We start from the raw sequence: 16,588 nt of genomic DNA on the forward strand, positions 1-16,588 counted from the left end.
GAATGACTCCTTACGCTTTAGATATTTTACAGAGGGTTACTTTCGTTTCCTGCATTTGTGTCACAGGGTCATAGCCATAGGTTGTTGCTGTATTTGCTGACTCGCCTGATACATATGGCGTTGAGCCTTCAGGGTAATTGCCACGTAAATCTTCACCTTGGAAATAACCACCAAAGTGGAACGGAATAAAGGCAAGACCTGGTTTAACACGACGTGTAACCATTGCTTTAACATGAATACGGCCTTTTTCAGCACCTTCAACCCACACCATTTCGCCATCTCTGAAACCTAAATCGTTAGCATCTTTTGGATTAACTTCAACAAACATTTCTTGTTGTAATTCAGCTAACCATGGGTTTGAGCGGGTTTCATCACCACCCCCTTCATACTCAACCAAACGGCCGGAAGTAAGCACGATAGGGTATTCACCTGATACATCTTTATCTTGGATTGATTTGTATAAGGTTGGTAAACGGAACATCGCTTCACTGTCATCCCAAGTCGGATAATCAGTAACTAAATCACGACGCGGTGTGTATAACGGTTCACGATGAAGCGGCACGGCATCTGGGAAGGTCCATACCACTGCACGCGCTTTCGCGTTACCGTAAGGGATACAACCGTGTTTAATTGCCACACGTTGAATACCGCCAGATACGTCAGTTTTCCAGTTTTTTCCTGCTGCTTTCACTTTCTCGTCAGCAGTCAGTTCATCCCACCAGCCAAGTTGCTTGAGTAGTTTGTCACTGAATTCTGGGAAGCCACCTTCCAGCTCACAATCTTTTGAGTAGCTATCAACAGCCAGCAAGCTTTCGCCATTCCGTTCAACACCAAAACGTGCGCGGAAATTACCGCCACCGAGCGCCACTGGTTTCGATGTATCATAAAGAATATGCGTACCTGGATGTTTCATCTCTGGCGTACCCCAACATGGCCAAGGTAGACCGTAAGTCTCACCATGAGCAACACCGCCTTCAGCTTCAAGCGTTGTTTTGTGGAATGTATGCCAGTTTTTCTGGTGTTCTTTAAGACGCTCGGGACTTTGTCCGGTATAACCTATGGTCCACATCCCCTTGTTATATTCGCGGGTAATGTCTTCGATCACGGGTTGGTTGTTCTTCACTTCAATATGCTTGAACAATTGATCGGCTAAGCCAAGTTTCTTAGCGAGTAAATACATGATCTCGTGATCAGGTTTAGACTCAAACAGCGGCTCAATCACTTGGTCTCGCCATTGAATTGAACGGTTGGTCGCGGTGACGGAACCTGTGGTTTCAAACTGCGTCGTCGCTGGTAGTAAATAAACATTGTCAGTACGACCGTTCATGACGGCTGCAACACCCGGATACGGGTCAACAATCACCATCATGTCCAGCTTGCCCATCGCCGTGCGCATTTCTGGGCCACGGGTTTGTGAATTAACCGCATGCCCCCAATAGAACATGGCGCGGATATTATCGTTCTGCTCGATGTTGTCTTTATTTTCTAATACACCATCAATCCAACGAGATACCGGAATACCCGCGTGGTTCATTGGTTTTTTGCCGCGGTAAGCATTTTGATCAAAGCGGTTTTTCAACCATTCATAATCCACATCCCAAACGCCAGCCCAATGTTTCCATGCGCCTTCAGAAAGGCCGTAATAACCCGGTAAGTTATCTGATAATACACCAAAGTCAGTCGCACCCTGTACGTTATCGTGGCCACGAAAAATGTTCGCACCACCACCTGGCTTGCCTATGTTACCTAACGCAAGTTCCAGAATACAATAAGCACGGGTATTGTTATTACCTGTGGTATGTTGCGTACCACCCATACACCAAACTACGCAGCCAGGACGGTTTTCAGACAGTAGTTTTGCTGTTTCATAAACTTCCGCTTCTGGTACGCCTGATACACGTTCAACTTCGGCGGGTGTCCATTTATCGACTTCTGCACGTACATCTTCCATGCCGTAAACACGTTGGTGAATAAATTCTTTATCTTCCCAACCATTTTTAAAGACGTGATATAACACCCCCCAAACGAAAGCAACATCTGAGCCTGGACGTAATGAGACGTAATGATCCGCTTTTGCTGCGGTACGGGTACGGCGAGGATCGGCAACCACAATCTTACAGTTGTTCTTTTCTTTGGCGATCAGGATATGTTGCATCGCTACTGGATGCGCTTCAGCTGGATTTGAGCCAATAAATAAGATAGATTTACAGTTATGCATGTCATTTAGCGAGTTCGTCATCGCGCCATAACCCCAGGTATTTGCGACACCAGCTACGGTGGTAGAATGACAAATACGGGCTTGGTGATCGACATTATTGGTACCCCACATCGATACCATTTTACGGAACAAATACGCTTGCTCATTGTTATGTTTTGCAGAACCTAACCAATAAACAGAATCTGGACCTGATTCTTCACGGATCTTAAGTACTTGCTGGCTGACTTCTTCAAGTGCAGTTTCCCAGCTCATTTTTATCCATTTGCCGTTAACCAGCTTCATTGGATATTTTAGACGTTTAGCACCATGGCCGTGTTCACGTAGTGCGGCACCTTTAGCACAGTGACCACCCGCATTAAACGGATGATCAAATGCGGGTTCTTGACCTGTCCATACACCTTCTTGTACTTCGGCATAAATACCGCAGCCCACAGAGCAGTGAGAACAAATCGTACGTTTAATTTCAACGGGTGATTTTGGATCGACAGATTTTGCTTCGGCTTTTTTCATCATACCCGGTGCGAACATACCAACACCGACTACACCACCAGCGGCAGCAATTGAAGAGTTACGCATAAACGAACGGCGCGAAATACCGAGTTGTTTTTCGTCCTTGTTGACCGTATCGGAACGTTTAGTTAATTTCATTTAGAGCTCCGCTTATAGAGAATCGTAGTAATCACGAATGTGTTGAGTTTCATGGTAACCTTTTGTCTTTTCCTGCTTATCTTTCTGATCTCGCGTGTCGACAGATGCATTAACAGAGGTCGATACACCTGTTGCAATAGCACCTGCAACGGCTCCTAAACCAATATTTTTTAACAATTGGCGGCGGTTTTTATCCGGCTTATTTTGTTTACTCATCCAGTTTGATCCTCTATCGTTATTATTTTTTTACGTCGATAAAACGTATTTTTTCAATACTTAAAAATTGCAAAGCTAGCTCGGCGACGGCGCTATAAAACACTGCGTTTTTCGCTACCTTTAAATCCTGACAAAAACGCTCAAACCAGGTATCGATATGGCGATTAAAGAATTCGGCTTGTACTTTTTGATTACTTTCTGCGACTAACATCGTCATGACTTCGAGCAATGCAGCAATATGATCTTCCGGTTCTTTCACGTCTTCATCGCGTTGAAAACCCAGCTTTTTCAAATCATGGCGTAAATGCGCTAATGGCATTTCCATTAATGAACCGGTGAGGAACCAAGAACCAAACGGCACGATCTCACCATGGCCAATACCAATAAACAGATCTTGGTATTCATCTTCAACCGCGGTTAATAAGGTCTTTTGTGACGCGAGTTTTAATAACGGCCAAGCCGCCGACATACCCGTGGTTTGAATGAGTTCGTTCGGTGCATCCACATCTAAATTCGCTAACCAATCAATAACGTCAGCATCTGGTGCCTTACGTAATAGATGAGCAAGTAAACTATAGATATCGATACGTAATGTTGTTTCTTCAGCAACTGGCTGTGACATTTTTTGCGTTTCCATCATTTCGTTTTACACTCGCAACTGACTTGTTGGATCATCAGCCATGTCAGAAAAAATATCGCGTACACGACAGTCTTCACACATAGATAAACGGCGAATAGCATCACCCTGAAATTGTGAATGACCTTGTAATTTCTCGGTCAGCATTTTAATCATCGACGCTGGCGCAAATGCTTTACCGCAACTTAAACAGCAAGCTGGCTCCTCTTCATGGATCATCACGGTACTTTGGCGACTTTCTGCATCCCAGTTAACACCCGGTTTAAGACTAATCACTTGCTCTGGGCAGGCTTTTTCACATAAGCCACATTGCACGCAATCTTGCTCTCTAAACTGCAAACCGGGGCGTCCACCAACAGCATTTAATGCACGGGTTGGACATACCGCCACACACCCCATACATAGCGTGCAATCATCTGTTTTACATTCAACACTCCCGTAAGGTGCATTTTCAGGTACGCTAGACACTGTTGGTCTAACTGTGCTTTGCGCATGCAACTTATCTAATGCACTAAACAGTTTTTCACGCTTAGTCCCTGATAATTGCTCGGCCAATACACCGCTATCCATCACAGCGATCTTGTTATCTACAACAGGCAACAAAGATGCAGGGAACGCCACGAATTCAGCCGCGGAGCTAAGTTCAAACAAGCAAATGCGATCTGCTTCAAAACCAAGTTCAGTTAAGAAGTTATTCGCAATGGCTAACTCATCTTTTAAAACGCGATCAATTGTCGCAGGCATATAAGCTATATTCGTGGCGAGCAGTACTTGATGCGCACCATAAATCAGCGCACTAAACCACGTATCAACACCCACAGTCGCTAACTCTTCCAATGCAATCGGGATCACATTCGATGGTAATGACGGTAATTGTGCTGCAACGTTTTCTTCATCACGGTTACCAAAGAATAAGATCGTCGGCTTAACACCACCCGCCATTTGATAACTGTTTAACAAACGGTAAATGAAGTTCTGGGTTTTCTCTGGATCTGGTAATGCATACGTGATCGCTTCTGTCGGACAAGCCGTTGCACAAGTACCAACCCCTTGACATAAGAACGGGTTAATCTCGATCGCATGGCCATTACTTGATAACGCACCCGCTGGACACGCATCAACACAACGCGTACAGCCACTCACACCACGGGATGAATGCGCACAAATGTCATTGTTTAAACGGAAATACTTAGGCTTATCAAACGTGCCAAGCATGTCAGGTAAGGTTTCAATCACATCTGCAATCGCCGCTTTACCACTACCGACAGGGTAATAACCAGGTGCCGGGATCTCGGTGTTGATGATGCTCTTGGCACTCATATCAACCACTAAATCAAAGCTATCACCCCCGATCGTTACTTCCGCTAGATTGATATAGGTATCAAGTAACGTACCTGCGACACGGCAATTCACTTCGAATGCGCCTAGATAACCTTTTATTGTCACGTCATTACTAAAAAATACCTTAATGTCATGACTTGTTTTCGCCGTGTTTTCAGCTGCCCACGAAGTCGCAAGGAGTGTCACTGAATTAAGTGTTGAAAATTGCGGGGCCAGCGCAGTAATAGTATCGTGCGGACCAATGATCAATAGATTCCCTCGGCTCTCATAAGAAACCGTTGGCGGGATCAAATTCGATAATTCAACCGTACCAGCGATTGCACTTAAACGTGCTTGACCATTGCTATCTGTAAATGTTTCTAGAATACTTTTTAACATTGCTATTCCTGTATACTCGTCACCGCTAAAATTGGTGCCGATTAAACTGCGAGTTTAGTGCCCGCGGCTCTTTCTGCCGTACGATTTTTACCGTACTTTATGCTGTAGCTAATAGAGCAATAACCGAACCAACTTTTAACGGAAAAAAATGACCTATAAAGAGCTAAAGTCAGATAAGGACAGTTGAGCCATTTCCAACTGAGACATTTTGTCGCTACAAATGATCACACCTGTATCAAATTGTCCCAATTGAAATAAGGGTTATTAGTCCCTTTATGTCTCACCTTGCTGAATAATCTTGTGATGTGGCTCATCGCAGCCTTGCGATAATTTGAAATCTTCCGTGACGGGTTCAACTGTTTCATCTTCAACAGCTGACATTTCTGCTTCTTCTGTTCGTTCAATACCGGTGTCTTCTGCTTGATCAGGTTCTTCTAATACTGTCTTAACCCAACCACGTAACTGCTTTGCAATACTATCGTCGAGTTTAGGGATATTAGAAAAGTCTTCAGTATGATCGTCCATATCACTGATATAGTTGAATTCATCTGAATGAAATAATTTAGCCAGCGCGGCTTTTTTTACTGACTTATCAACCCCCTGCTTTAGAAATGAAGCGACGCCACTGTCAAATGTCACACTATCTGCATCAGTAATTGTTAATACGTCATCACTGTTCTTGTCTGCAATATCGTTCTGCTGATCTACAACACGATCTACCGCATCATCAACAACGTCATCCGGCGTAACGGCTTGATTTAGTTCTGTGTTAGCATCATAAATCGGCTCAAAAACTTGATCAGCTTCGGTTAATTCTGCAACGGTAGCATTCGTTTCCGATAACGTTGCTGAAGCTTTTTCTTTAGCCGTCAGAGAACGGCTAGACCAACGTTGAAAAAAGTTAGTTGCCACTTGAACGTCCTTTTTTATCTTTATAACGTTTCTTTTTAAATTCAATCAGTTCGCCATGACGCCCAATGAATGCTTCCATCCAAGCTTGCACGGGTAAGGGCATCTGAATATGTAACACTTGGTAGTCGCCATCCATGTAACTGCTTGCGACACTTTGCGCGACAGTGATAAGTAGCGGCGATAACTGCTCATTATTTTCTTCACAAACAATAAACAGATGCGGGTCTTGTGAACTGAGGTTAAAACGATAATCTGTCCGTTCATCGCGGTATAACGTTAATACACGCTCATAACAGGTGCCAGTGCTGGCATCACCTTGTGTGCGGTTATGGTCATATAATTCGACATTATCAATAGACCAAGATAGCGTCGTCCAGCGTCCAATTTGCTTTTCTTCAGAGCGAAGACGAAACCTGATTGGCCAACTTGATTCGTCTTTTTCTAAGCGCTTATGTTCATCAATTTGTTGCACACATGCTCCTTTATTCTATTTTTATAATTATTTAGTATTTTATAATTTCTTATATAACTCACCCTACTCAGCAAAATTTAGACCAAGTTCAAGATAAGTGACAAATAAAATGGTTAAGTTGGAATGAACTTTGCTTTACCTCTCGATAGATATATAAACCAGCAGGACTTTCGGATGCCGCAATTACCAAAAATAATTAGAACTAATTCTTCAGTTGAGCACACCATGACCGTCGACATTATGGATGAATATGGCGATACCATGACCAAAGAGATCGCATGTGAACATCCGTTAACGATTTATTTAAACTGGGTAGAAATCGTAACAGTGATGACGCTCGGTGCCCGCCCTGCCGACCTCGTGCTTGGATATTTAAAAAACCAAAGTTTCATTGAAGACATTGCCGCGATTGAATCTGTGATTATTGATTGGGATACAAATTCTGCAGCCGTGATCACCCGTGAAAATACTGATGGTTTAGAAGGTAAGTTATCGAAAAAAACAGTTACCTCAGGCTGTGGTCAAGGCACCATGTTTGGCAACGTAATGAAAAAATTAGAAGGTATCACACTGCCACAACCTACATTACGTCAATCAAAACTGTATGGTTTGTTAGAAGCATTAACTCACCACAACGCAACTTATAAAGCGGCCGGGGCAGTACATGGCTGTGCAGTGTGTAAAGACACCACGATTTTATCGTTTGTCGAAGATGTAGGCCGTCACAATGCAGTTGATACCTTGGCTGGAGAGATGTGGCTAAAAGGTCAAACCGGTGAAGATAAGATCTTCTATACCACAGGCCGCCTTACGTCTGAGATGGTGATTAAAGTAGCACAAATGGGGATCCCGGTATTATTGTCTCGCTCGGGTGCCACACAAATGGGTTACGACTTAGCGAAAAAACTGGGTATAACCATGGTTGCTCGCGCCAAAGGTAATCGCTTTCAAGTATATAACGGTATGGCGAACCTGATTTTAGATGTCAAAGGCCCTGACGCAGAAGCGCTCGCACAAGAGCAGTCATCAACACTAATCGGTAAAAGTGCATGAGCGAACACTTCCCTGCTTTTATGAATGTAAAGCAAGTCGCTGAGTATTTAGACCTGAATGAAAAAAAGGTCTACACACTGGCTAACGATGGCCATTTACCTGCAACGAAAGTAACGGGTAAATGGTTATTTCCCAAAGCAATGTTGGATAAATGGCTACTGGAATCTTGTCATAATGGTGTACTGAATGACCGCTTACTCATCGCAGGTTCTGATGATCCACTCTTACAACTCGTCGTGGGGAAGATGGCACAAAAGCTTGGCAGCACCGCACTGGTTGGTTATACCTCAACTGGCACTCGCCAAGGTTTAGCGATGCTCAGTAAAGGTCATGTGGATATTTGTGCTATCCATTGGGGACATGCAGAAGAAGCACGCTTACGTCATCCCGCATTATTACAGCAATATCCAGGGCATAAAAACTGGGTACTGATCCACGCCTTTGAGCGTAAACAAGGGTTAGTAGTCAATAAAGAGTTGGCCGATTTAGTAAACTCACGCTCTTTAAATTTACAAGAGTTACTGACTTCACGCTGGCGCTGGGCACTGCGCCAAGAAGGTGCTGGAAGTATGCGCGCCTTAGGTGAATGGCTACATAATCATGCTTACACCGTCGATATGCTTACCGCAGCGGAAACCTGCCACAGTGAACGAGAGTTAGCTTCCTGCATTGCCCGTGGAGAAGCAGATGTGGGCTGTGCAAGTCAAAGCACTGCAGGCGAATTTGGTTTAGGCTTTATTCCACTGAGTACCGAAGCTTTTGAATTGGTGATCCCAAAAAATATCTACTTTCGCACCTTGCAACAACAATTGCTACAGTCGCTATCTGATATGAAGATCCAAGCTAAAGGAGATCAGCTAGGTGGTTATAACTTTAGCCGTACAGGTCAGCAAGTCTGGAGAGCCAATTAGCCTTCAATTTACATAAAAAGTAGCCCTAAATACCAAAAGCCAAGCTATCAATATTGATAGCTTGGCTTAATAAGATTACTTTATTGGCGTTATTTTTATACTGACGATTAAAATGGATTACATGGCAGCGTTAAAAATTGCGCAGATTTCTTCATGGCTCGCTTGTTTTGGATTCGTAAATCCGCATGCATCGTTTAATGCATTTTTAGCCAGCTCAGGAATATCTTCAACCTTTACCTTTAAGCTTGTTAAACCTGCAGGAATACCTACCGCTAACGCTAATTCTTTGATCGCCGCAATCGCTGCATCTGCACCTTGTTCTGGCGTCATGTCTGCCACATCAACCCCCATCGCTTTAGCTACATCACGTAGACGCGCTGGACAAACTTGTGCGTTATACGCCTGTACATATGGTAGTAATACCGCATTGCATACACCGTGTGGTAAGTCGTAAAAACCACCCAACTGATGCGCCATTGCATGTACATAACCGAGTGAAGCATTATTAAATGCCATACCAGCCATGAACTGTGCATACGCCATTTGCTCACGCGCTTCGATATTCTCACCGTGTGCTACCGCTGTGCGTAAATGCGCTTGAATTAATTCCATCGCTTTAATCGCAACGGCATCGGTAATCGGCGTTGCCGCTGTAGATACATACGCTTCGACCGCATGAGTCAATGCATCCATACCCGTAGCAGCGGTTAATGACGCTGGTTTAGCTAACATTAATTCCGGATCGTTCACTGACATGAGCGGTGTGGTATTTTTATCCACAATCGCCATTTTAATGTGTGTTGTTTCATTGGTAATAATACAGAAACGCGTCATTTCAGATGCTGTGCCTGCCGTGGTATTAATTGCAACAAGTGGAAGCTGGGCTTTTTCTGATTGATCTAAGCCTTCATAATCCGCGATATGACCACCATTGGTCGCCACAAGTGCAATACCTTTAGCGCAATCATGTGGGGAACCACCGCCTAATGAAATCACAAAATCACACACTTCTGAATTTAATAGCTCAAGACCAGCAGCAACATTCGCTGTCGTTGGATTCGGCTGAGTACCATCAAAAACGGCTGATTCAACGCCTCTCGCATCTAATAAGTCTTGAACTTGTTTCACCATGCCAATGCTATTAATCACTTTATCGGTCACGATTAATGCTTTTTTGAAACCATGAGATTTGATTGCGTCAGCCGCTTGAATTAGACAGCCAGCGCCCATTAGATTGTAAGCAGGAATAAAGAATGCAGTGCTCATAATATATCTCCAAAATAAATCAATAATTATTGCCGCAGTACACTTTTAAAATTCACTGTAAGTAATAATTATCTCAGTGTCGTTACTTGATAGCGCAACCCACCAACAAACTAACCACTTTGAGGTGATTATAACTTTAAACCTTACAAAATAAAGGGGTTTATAAAATCAAAATAAATTATCTACTCACTTTGATATACAAGTCACATAATTAAGTAATTTAGATATCAATTACAGCGTACGCAGTGGGTGCGATTCTATTTTCCAAGGCGATACAAATAAACCATCAACAAAATCAACAGATACGTCTTTAATCTGTTTAAATAACCAATTCGGCTGGTTGTCTTTATCGACTAACAAAGCCCTTACACCTTCAACAAGATCAGCATTTAGACAGACATTCACGGCTAAATCTAATTCCAGCTGAAAACAGGCCGCTAACGATAGTTCAGAATATTGGTTTACCTGTCGGTATAAGATATGCGCTGATATTGGGCTACCTAATAGCAATTTGTTAACGCTGGTTTGTAACCACGGATCACCACTTTCGTGCGCTTGGATACATGCCATCACGTCAGTCAGTTCTGTATAAGCACTCAGCTGAGTAAACAAAGCTTGATGATTGACTAAATGACAGTTAGCGAAATCAGCATCCACGTAGTACTGTGCTAGTAACTTATCAACTTGTTGGTGATGTAACGCAGTATCACTTTGCCAATCAAGCGTGGTTAATGCATTCAGCACATCCGTATATTTTGTAGCAGGAATTAAATACTCGCTTAACCCTAAATATTGCGCATCTTTGGCATTAATACTGGCGCCTGTTAACCCTAAAAATAATCCGACACCTGGGTGTGGTAAACGATTTAAGAACCAAGTCGCGCCAACATCTGGGAATAAACCGATAGTGATCTCTGGCATGGCAATACGTGCAGTTTCAGTAACCACACGGTGACTAGCCCCCATAAACAGCCCTAATCCACCGCCCATAATAATGCCATCACCCCAAACGATCAGTGGCTTGCCAAAATGATGCAATAAATAGTCGACTTGATACTCGGCCATAAAATATTGACTGGCAACCTGCTGCTTAGCCTCATGGCCTTCAGTGACGACTAACGCTTGTTGTAATGATTTAACATCACCACCGGCGCAAAATGCTTTCTCACCAGTACTCGTCAGTAATACGCTGACCACTCGGTTATCACATTGCCAAGCAAGTAACTGCTGACGTAATAATGGAAACATATCCGCACTCAGAGCATGCAACTGTCGTGCTTTATTAAGGGTAATAATACCAATGACATGACCATCATCCGTGGCTAACTCATCAAATAATACGCTTGCTTCCATGTGAACTCCGACTTGATAAAAAACCAGTGTAGCCAGATTCGGGGGGGTAATTCAACTCGCGAAGGTATTGATTATGAATTTAGCCAAGCACATCTATCCATTTAACCTACATCATCCGATTGAAACCTATTGCAAGATACCCAAAATACTCACGCTGTGGCATAATAGCCCCACAAAATTTAGAGGATTAATTCAATGACTATCGAAACAACGCTATTACAACGCAGTGGTTCTAAATGTGAAATGTGCACATCAGAATCTAACCTATCCGCTTATGAGCTACCTGAATCACCAGAAAAAAGCTCTGACTGTGCAGTAATGCTTTGTGATACTTGCCTTGAGCAAATCAACAACTCAGATACTCTTGATGAAAACCACTGGCGTTGCCTAAACGACAGCATGTGGAGCCAAGTACCAGCAGTACAAGTACTTGCATACCGCATGTTAAGCCGCCTAGATGCAGACTGGTCACGTGATCTACTTGATATGATGTATCTAGAAGAAGACGTAAAAGCATGGGCTGAAAAAGGCGTGTTAATTGCAGCAATGACAGACTCACCAGCGCGTGACGTAAACGGTACTATTTTAAAAGCTGGCGACAACGTAAACATCATCAAAGATTTACCTGTTAAAGGCTCAAGCTTAGTGATCAAACGTGGTACAGCTGTGCGTAATATTGGTTTAACAGATAATCCATTACACATTCAAGGCCGTGCTAACGGTACTGCAATGGTGATTATTTCTGCATACTGCAAAAAAATGTAATTTGCTTAGTTTGTCTCGTCTTTAGATACGTGACAGCTAGCAGATCAAAAAAGGCCGATTACCCATTCTAATAAAGAAGCGGTAATCGGCCTTTTTTATGCGCGGTATTAATAACCGCACATCATTGACTAATTAATCAATGATCGCATTGTGATATACATCTTGTACATCATCACTGTCGTTTAATGCTGCAAGGAAACGTTCGAACATTTCAACGTCATCACCCGTCACTTCAATTTCAACTTGTGGTAAGAATGTAATGTCTTCTGCATCAAATTCAATACCAGAAAACGCTTCTGATAATGCTACTTTCGTTTTGTAGAATTCAGTATGTGGAACATAAACAGTGATCGTACCGTCTTCGTTCTCAACATCAGCTACATCGACTTCCGCTTCCATCAATGTTTCTAATACCGCATCCTCGTCATCAAATTTGAATTCAAATACAGCTTGATGATCAAACATGTGTGATACAGAACCTTGCGCACCTAATTTCGCGCCATTCTTAACGAATGCTTGACGAACTTCAGTGAAAGTACGCTTACCGTTGTCAGTTAGACACTCAACAATAACCATGCAGTTACCCGGGCCAAAGCCTTCATAACTTGCGCGTTCATAATCTTCACCGCCAGCGCCAGATGCTTTTTCAATCGCACGATCGATAACGTGACTAGGAACTTGATCTTTTTTCGCTTTTTCAATGATGCGGCGAAGACTTAAGTTGCTATCAGGGTCGCCACCACCAGTTTTTGCACATACGTAGATCTCTTTACCATATTTAGAGTAGATCTTAGTTTTCATGCCAGCTGTTTTAGCCATCGATAATTTACGGTTTTGGAACGCTCTGCCCATCTTAATTCACTCTCATTTTAAATTTGAAATAAATACTTCTCGATTTTAGCAGGATTAGTACCATTTTTTCCACAAAAGCGTAAATATCTTATCTTTCATCAACAAAAATTGGCTAAACATCCCACGGAACTATAACTAATATAGGCCGTCTTACTATTTGTCACTGTTATCGGTTAATATTATGTTCTACTATGTTAACTAAATTTACTTAGTTATTACCGCATAGGTCACCCATTTGTATCTAAAAAAAGTATTACGCTTGACCAGTACAGCATTATTTTTCGGTACGTTAGGTCTAGTAAGCACAGTACAAGCAACCAACAAACTACCCGAAATTGGCACAGCGGGTGTGACGGCTTTATCGATCGATCAAGAACGTCAATACGGCGCCGCTTTTATTAAAATAGCGCGTGGTTCTTTCCCTATGGTTAGCGACCCAGTTTTACAAGAATACATTGCCGAACTTGGCGCAAAACTCATTAATCAAACCGATTCAGTTCGTTTTCCATTTAATTTTTTCCTCATTAAAGATGATGAAATTAATGCGGCGGCATTTCTTGGTGGCTATGTAAAAGTGCATACAGGCTTATTTTTATATGCCGAGAGTGAATCTGAATTTGCATCGGTTATCGCCCATGAAATCTCGCATATCACTCAGCGCCACCTTGCACGTAGTTTAGAGGCGCAAGCAGGTAATACCCAACTGACTGTTGCAGGGTTAGTTGGCGCAGTATTATTAGGTATTGCGAATCCAGTTGCGGGCATCGCCATGTTACAAACCACAGTAGCGATTAATGCGCAGTCTGCCATTAACTATACCCGAGCCAATGAATTTGAAGCCGATCGTATTGGTATTCAAGTGCTGGCGAATGCTGGTTATGATCCTGCAGCAATGTCGACTTTCTTCGGTAAATTATCTGCACAATACCGTTTTAGCTCAAAACCACCACAAATGCTGATCACTCACCCATTACCAACCACCCGAATCACCGAAGCACGTGATAGAGCAGCACTATATCCAAATCGTTATTATCCGCCAAGTCTCGATTATCAATTAGCAAAAGCGCGTATTCAAGTCCGTTATGGCACCTTAAAACCAAAAGAAGCACTGCAATTTTTTCAGCATCAACTTAAAACCAAAAATTTCAAGCTCAAAGAAGCTGCACAATACGGCCAAGCATTAGCGTTACTGCAATTAGATAAAAATGTAGAAGCAAAAAAGATCGTTGTCGAATTAGCTAAAACACAGCCAAACAACCTATTTTACCTCGATACCCTTACCGATGTTGATTTAGCCTTAAAGCATAATGACGAAGCTATTGCGAGATTACAAAAAGCCAATAACAGATACACCAATAACCCGGTTACCACTATAAATTTAGCAGTGGCCTTGCAACAAGCGAAACAGTATACCCAAGCTAAAAAGCTCATTCGTAATTACTTACGTGACAATGAAACAGATATGATTGCCTTGAGCATTTATATTGATTTACTTCGTCAAACGGATGATAAGGTAAAGATGTATGTCCAACGTGCAAATCTGGCACAACTTAAAGCTAACTATCCAAAAGCCCTTAATGAACTGCAATCAGCGCGAACACTTGCAACAAGCTCAGCAGATATTGCTCGAATTGATGCGCATATGGAGCAAATTGAGTTAGAAAAGCAAGAAATGCAGGCATTGCAAAACTAGCCAAGGGACAGGAAACAAGGCAAAATGGGGACTTTAAGGATCCCATTTGTTTTAAGACTTGTTTAAGGAAAAGGCCAAGCATGACTAGTGTCACTATTTATCATAATCCACGTTGCTCTAAAAGCCGCCAAACTCTTGCTTTATTAGAAGAACAAGGTGTAACACCAAACATCGTAAAATACCTCGAAACGCCACCGTCAGCAGCACAACTGCAAGAAATCCTAACCTTACTCGCATTAACACCTCGTCAATTAATGCGTATTAAAGAAGCTGAATATAAAGCACTTGGTTTAGATGATGAAAGCTTGTCTAATGACGAACTCATTGCAGCAATGATCGCAACACCGAAATTAATCGAACGACCAATTGTACTAGCAAATGGCAAAGCTACGATTGGCCGTCCACCTGAAAATGTTTTAGCCATTCTCTAACAACGAGCAAATAATGCAAACAACACAAGAAAGACAAAAACGTATTACTCAGTACCGGTTTCTGGGACTGTTTGGCTTCTTTGGCCTGATCATACTCATGTTCGTATGGCAGTTATGGCTAACGCCAGAAAAACTACAAGACCATACCCAATCACAAGCATTAGCTGAATTAACAGCAATGGCAGAAGTGAATCCAGAATTATTACCGCAGGTTGAAGCTGAAAAACAGAAATGGTTAGAGCGCCAGGCATCACACGAGTCAAATCCATTAGCCAAAGCCTTTATTTGGATCTTGCCATTATTATTCCCCTTCTACGGATTGATCAAAGGCAAACCTTACACGGCAGCTTGGAGTAACTTTGTTGTCATGATCTATTACATGCATTCATTAACCATCATGTATACAGATCCAGATGAGCGTTATCTTGCGATCCTAGAGTTTGCCTTAGCCAACTGCATGTTGTTTGGTAACGGTATTTATGCCCGTATGCAGGGCAAAGAGTTAGGCCTAGGTCTTGATAAGCTAAAAGTAGTGATGGCTGAAGAGAAAGAACGAGAAGAAGCATACAAAGCGCAAAACAAAGATTAACCTTGTGTAAGCTAACCGTATCACTTAAATAACAAAAAAGGAAATAGTGTCATCGAACCTATTTCCTTTTTACTTTTACTTTTACTTTTTCAATATCTTGTAAGTAGTTTTACCTTTGTTCATTATAAAGAAAGGGTTTCTTTCACAAACGGGATGGTTAAACGACGCTGGGCACTAATTGACGCATTATCTAATCGATCTAATGTCGAAATAAGGGTTTCCATATCTCGAGATGAACGATTTAATAAGAAACGGCCAACATCAACGGGTAGCTTCAGTCCTCTAAATTCAGCACGTAGCTGTAACGCGGCTAGCTTGCCGTCATCATCCAATAACTGCAGTTGGTAGCTAACGCCCCAATCTAATCGAGAAAGCAGATCCGGTAATTGAATACCTAAATGCCGTGCCGCGCTATTGCCCGTGACAATGAGTGATCCTGGATTTTCTTGATCATGACTATCACGCCAACGATTATAAAAATTGAATAATGCGACTTCCCATTCACGGTTCCCTGCGATCAATTCAATATTATCGATACAAACAATATCAAGATGTTCCATGCCATCTAATACAGACGGAGACATCATGGCAGACATTGCCATCGGTAAATAAGCGGCAGAACGATCAGCGTCCGTACACTCGGTACAGGTTGCGTGGAGTAAATGAGAGGTACCCGAACTTCGGCTACCAAATAAATAAAGAAATGGATCACCGTCGCCGACAGCAGCATTTTTTAATGCTGTCAGTAGTTGGACATTAGCACCGGGGTAAAAACTCGCGAAAGTCTCACCATCGGGTAATTGTACAGATAAAGAAAGTTGTGCTGGAGTGTTCAATATCACCCTTTCATACA

16 protein-coding genes are annotated in these 16,588 nt (G+C 42.5%); 6 read left to right on the top strand and 10 right to left on the bottom strand.

Annotation, left to right across the window (positions count from 1 at the left end; genetic code table 11):
* Positions 1 to 10: 10 nt before the first annotated feature.
* From AKG98_RS13435 to AKG98_RS13460, 6 genes are all read right to left on the bottom strand, one after another.
* Positions 11 to 2,866, bottom strand: a complete 2,856-nt coding sequence (locus AKG98_RS13435) for a formate dehydrogenase subunit alpha (protein ID WP_067046534.1) — start codon at positions 2,864 to 2,866, stop codon at positions 11 to 13.
* A gap of 12 nt (positions 2,867 to 2,878) precedes the next feature.
* Positions 2,879 to 3,082 (bottom strand): twin-arginine translocation signal domain-containing protein, encoded by a 204-nt coding sequence (locus tag AKG98_RS13440; protein ID WP_067046536.1) that lies wholly within the window; start codon positions 3,080 to 3,082, stop codon positions 2,879 to 2,881.
* A 22-nt stretch (positions 3,083 to 3,104) separates the two neighbouring features.
* A complete protein-coding gene (locus AKG98_RS13445) occupies positions 3,105 to 3,704 on the bottom strand; it encodes a molecular chaperone (protein WP_228140298.1) in 600 nt (199 codons plus the stop codon).
* Positions 3,705 to 3,728: 24 nt separating this feature from the next.
* Positions 3,729 to 5,438, bottom strand: a complete 1,710-nt coding sequence (locus AKG98_RS13450; protein WP_067046539.1) for a 4Fe-4S dicluster domain-containing protein — start codon at positions 5,436 to 5,438, stop codon at positions 3,729 to 3,731.
* Positions 5,439 to 5,711: 273 nt separating this feature from the next.
* Complete coding sequence (locus tag AKG98_RS13455) at positions 5,712 to 6,350, bottom strand: DUF3306 domain-containing protein (protein WP_067046545.1); 639 nt, start codon at positions 6,348 to 6,350, stop codon at positions 5,712 to 5,714.
* Positions 6,340 to 6,822: a DUF3305 domain-containing protein gene (locus AKG98_RS13460; protein ID WP_067046547.1), complete on the bottom strand. Its 483-nt coding sequence runs from the start codon at positions 6,820 to 6,822 to the stop codon at positions 6,340 to 6,342. Before AKG98_RS13460 ends, AKG98_RS13455 begins: the two co-directional genes overlap by 11 nt.
* Before the next feature lie 174 nt (positions 6,823 to 6,996).
* On the opposite strand from AKG98_RS13460, the gene AKG98_RS13465 reads away from it, so the two are divergent.
* Together AKG98_RS13465 and AKG98_RS13470 are read left to right on the top strand one after the other, a co-directional pair.
* Complete coding sequence (locus tag AKG98_RS13465) at positions 6,997 to 7,875, top strand: formate dehydrogenase accessory sulfurtransferase FdhD (protein ID WP_067046549.1); 879 nt, start codon at positions 6,997 to 6,999, stop codon at positions 7,873 to 7,875.
* Complete coding sequence (locus AKG98_RS13470; RefSeq protein WP_067046552.1) at positions 7,872 to 8,786, top strand: helix-turn-helix transcriptional regulator; 915 nt, start codon at positions 7,872 to 7,874, stop codon at positions 8,784 to 8,786. Before AKG98_RS13465 ends, AKG98_RS13470 begins: the two co-directional genes overlap by 4 nt.
* 117 nt (positions 8,787 to 8,903) lie before the next feature.
* Here the strand turns inward: AKG98_RS13470 and yiaY are convergent, their stop codons facing one another.
* Entirely contained in the window at positions 8,904 to 10,052 is a 1,149-nt protein-coding gene (yiaY, locus tag AKG98_RS13475) for an L-threonine dehydrogenase (RefSeq protein ID WP_067046561.1), read from the bottom strand.
* A 231-nt stretch (positions 10,053 to 10,283) separates the two neighbouring features.
* Positions 10,284 to 11,405 carry an enoyl-CoA hydratase/isomerase family protein gene (locus tag AKG98_RS13480; RefSeq protein WP_067046564.1) on the bottom strand — a complete coding sequence of 374 codons (1,122 nt, stop codon included), beginning with the start codon at positions 11,403 to 11,405 and terminating at the stop codon, positions 10,284 to 10,286.
* A gap of 195 nt (positions 11,406 to 11,600) precedes the next feature.
* Between AKG98_RS13480 and AKG98_RS13485 the strand changes: the two genes are divergently transcribed.
* Entirely contained in the window at positions 11,601 to 12,170 is a 570-nt protein-coding gene (locus tag AKG98_RS13485; protein ID WP_067046569.1) for an alkylphosphonate utilization protein, read from the top strand.
* A 132-nt stretch (positions 12,171 to 12,302) separates the two neighbouring features.
* On the opposite strand, the gene AKG98_RS13490 is transcribed toward AKG98_RS13485, so the two are convergent.
* Entirely contained in the window at positions 12,303 to 13,022 is a 720-nt protein-coding gene (locus AKG98_RS13490; RefSeq protein ID WP_067046572.1) for a YebC/PmpR family DNA-binding transcriptional regulator, read from the bottom strand.
* Between the two features lie 235 nt (positions 13,023 to 13,257).
* On the opposite strand from AKG98_RS13490, the gene AKG98_RS13495 reads away from it, so the two are divergent.
* The 3 genes from AKG98_RS13495 to AKG98_RS13505 all read left to right on the top strand — a co-directional run bounded on the left by AKG98_RS13495 (position 13,258) and on the right by AKG98_RS13505 (position 15,735).
* Positions 13,258 to 14,715, top strand: coding sequence for a M48 family metalloprotease (locus tag AKG98_RS13495; RefSeq protein WP_067046575.1), 1,458 nt, complete (start codon positions 13,258 to 13,260; stop codon positions 14,713 to 14,715).
* Positions 14,716 to 14,795: 80 nt separating this feature from the next.
* Positions 14,796 to 15,146, top strand: a complete 351-nt coding sequence (gene arsC / locus AKG98_RS13500) for an arsenate reductase (glutaredoxin) (protein WP_067046577.1) — start codon at positions 14,796 to 14,798, stop codon at positions 15,144 to 15,146.
* 13 nt (positions 15,147 to 15,159) lie between these two features.
* Entirely contained in the window at positions 15,160 to 15,735 is a 576-nt protein-coding gene (locus AKG98_RS13505) for a DUF2069 domain-containing protein (protein ID WP_067046579.1), read from the top strand.
* Positions 15,736 to 15,857: 122 nt separating this feature from the next.
* On the opposite strand, the gene hda is transcribed toward AKG98_RS13505, so the two are convergent.
* Entirely contained in the window at positions 15,858 to 16,571 is a 714-nt protein-coding gene (hda, locus tag AKG98_RS13510) for a DnaA inactivator Hda (RefSeq protein WP_067046580.1), read from the bottom strand.
* Positions 16,572 to 16,588 lie beyond the last annotated feature (17 nt).

Origin of the sequence: Moritella sp. JT01, from assembly GCF_001574435.1 — a bacterium.
In the GTDB taxonomy this organism is placed as follows: Bacteria; Pseudomonadota; Gammaproteobacteria; order Enterobacterales; family Moritellaceae; genus Moritella.

Coding starts and splice junctions, on each gene's coding strand:
- AKG98_RS13435 (WP_067046534.1), bottom strand. CDS start 2,866: ATGAAATTAACTAAACGTTCCGATACGGTCAACAAGGACGAAAAACAA.
- AKG98_RS13440 (WP_067046536.1), bottom strand. CDS start 3,082: ATGAGTAAACAAAATAAGCCGGATAAAAACCGCCGCCAATTGTTAAAA.
- AKG98_RS13445 (WP_228140298.1), bottom strand. CDS start 3,704: ATGTCACAGCCAGTTGCTGAAGAAACAACATTACGTATCGATATCTAT.
- AKG98_RS13450 (WP_067046539.1), bottom strand. CDS start 5,438: ATGTTAAAAAGTATTCTAGAAACATTTACAGATAGCAATGGTCAAGCA.
- AKG98_RS13465 (WP_067046549.1), top strand. CDS start 6,997: ATGCCGCAATTACCAAAAATAATTAGAACTAATTCTTCAGTTGAGCAC.
- AKG98_RS13470 (WP_067046552.1), top strand. CDS start 7,872: ATGAGCGAACACTTCCCTGCTTTTATGAATGTAAAGCAAGTCGCTGAG.
- yiaY (WP_067046561.1), bottom strand. CDS start 10,052: ATGAGCACTGCATTCTTTATTCCTGCTTACAATCTAATGGGCGCTGGC.
- AKG98_RS13480 (WP_067046564.1), bottom strand. CDS start 11,405: ATGGAAGCAAGCGTATTATTTGATGAGTTAGCCACGGATGATGGTCAT.
- AKG98_RS13485 (WP_067046569.1), top strand. CDS start 11,601: ATGACTATCGAAACAACGCTATTACAACGCAGTGGTTCTAAATGTGAA.
- AKG98_RS13490 (WP_067046572.1), bottom strand. CDS start 13,022: ATGGGCAGAGCGTTCCAAAACCGTAAATTATCGATGGCTAAAACAGCT.
- arsC (WP_067046577.1), top strand. CDS start 14,796: ATGACTAGTGTCACTATTTATCATAATCCACGTTGCTCTAAAAGCCGC.
- AKG98_RS13505 (WP_067046579.1), top strand. CDS start 15,160: ATGCAAACAACACAAGAAAGACAAAAACGTATTACTCAGTACCGGTTT.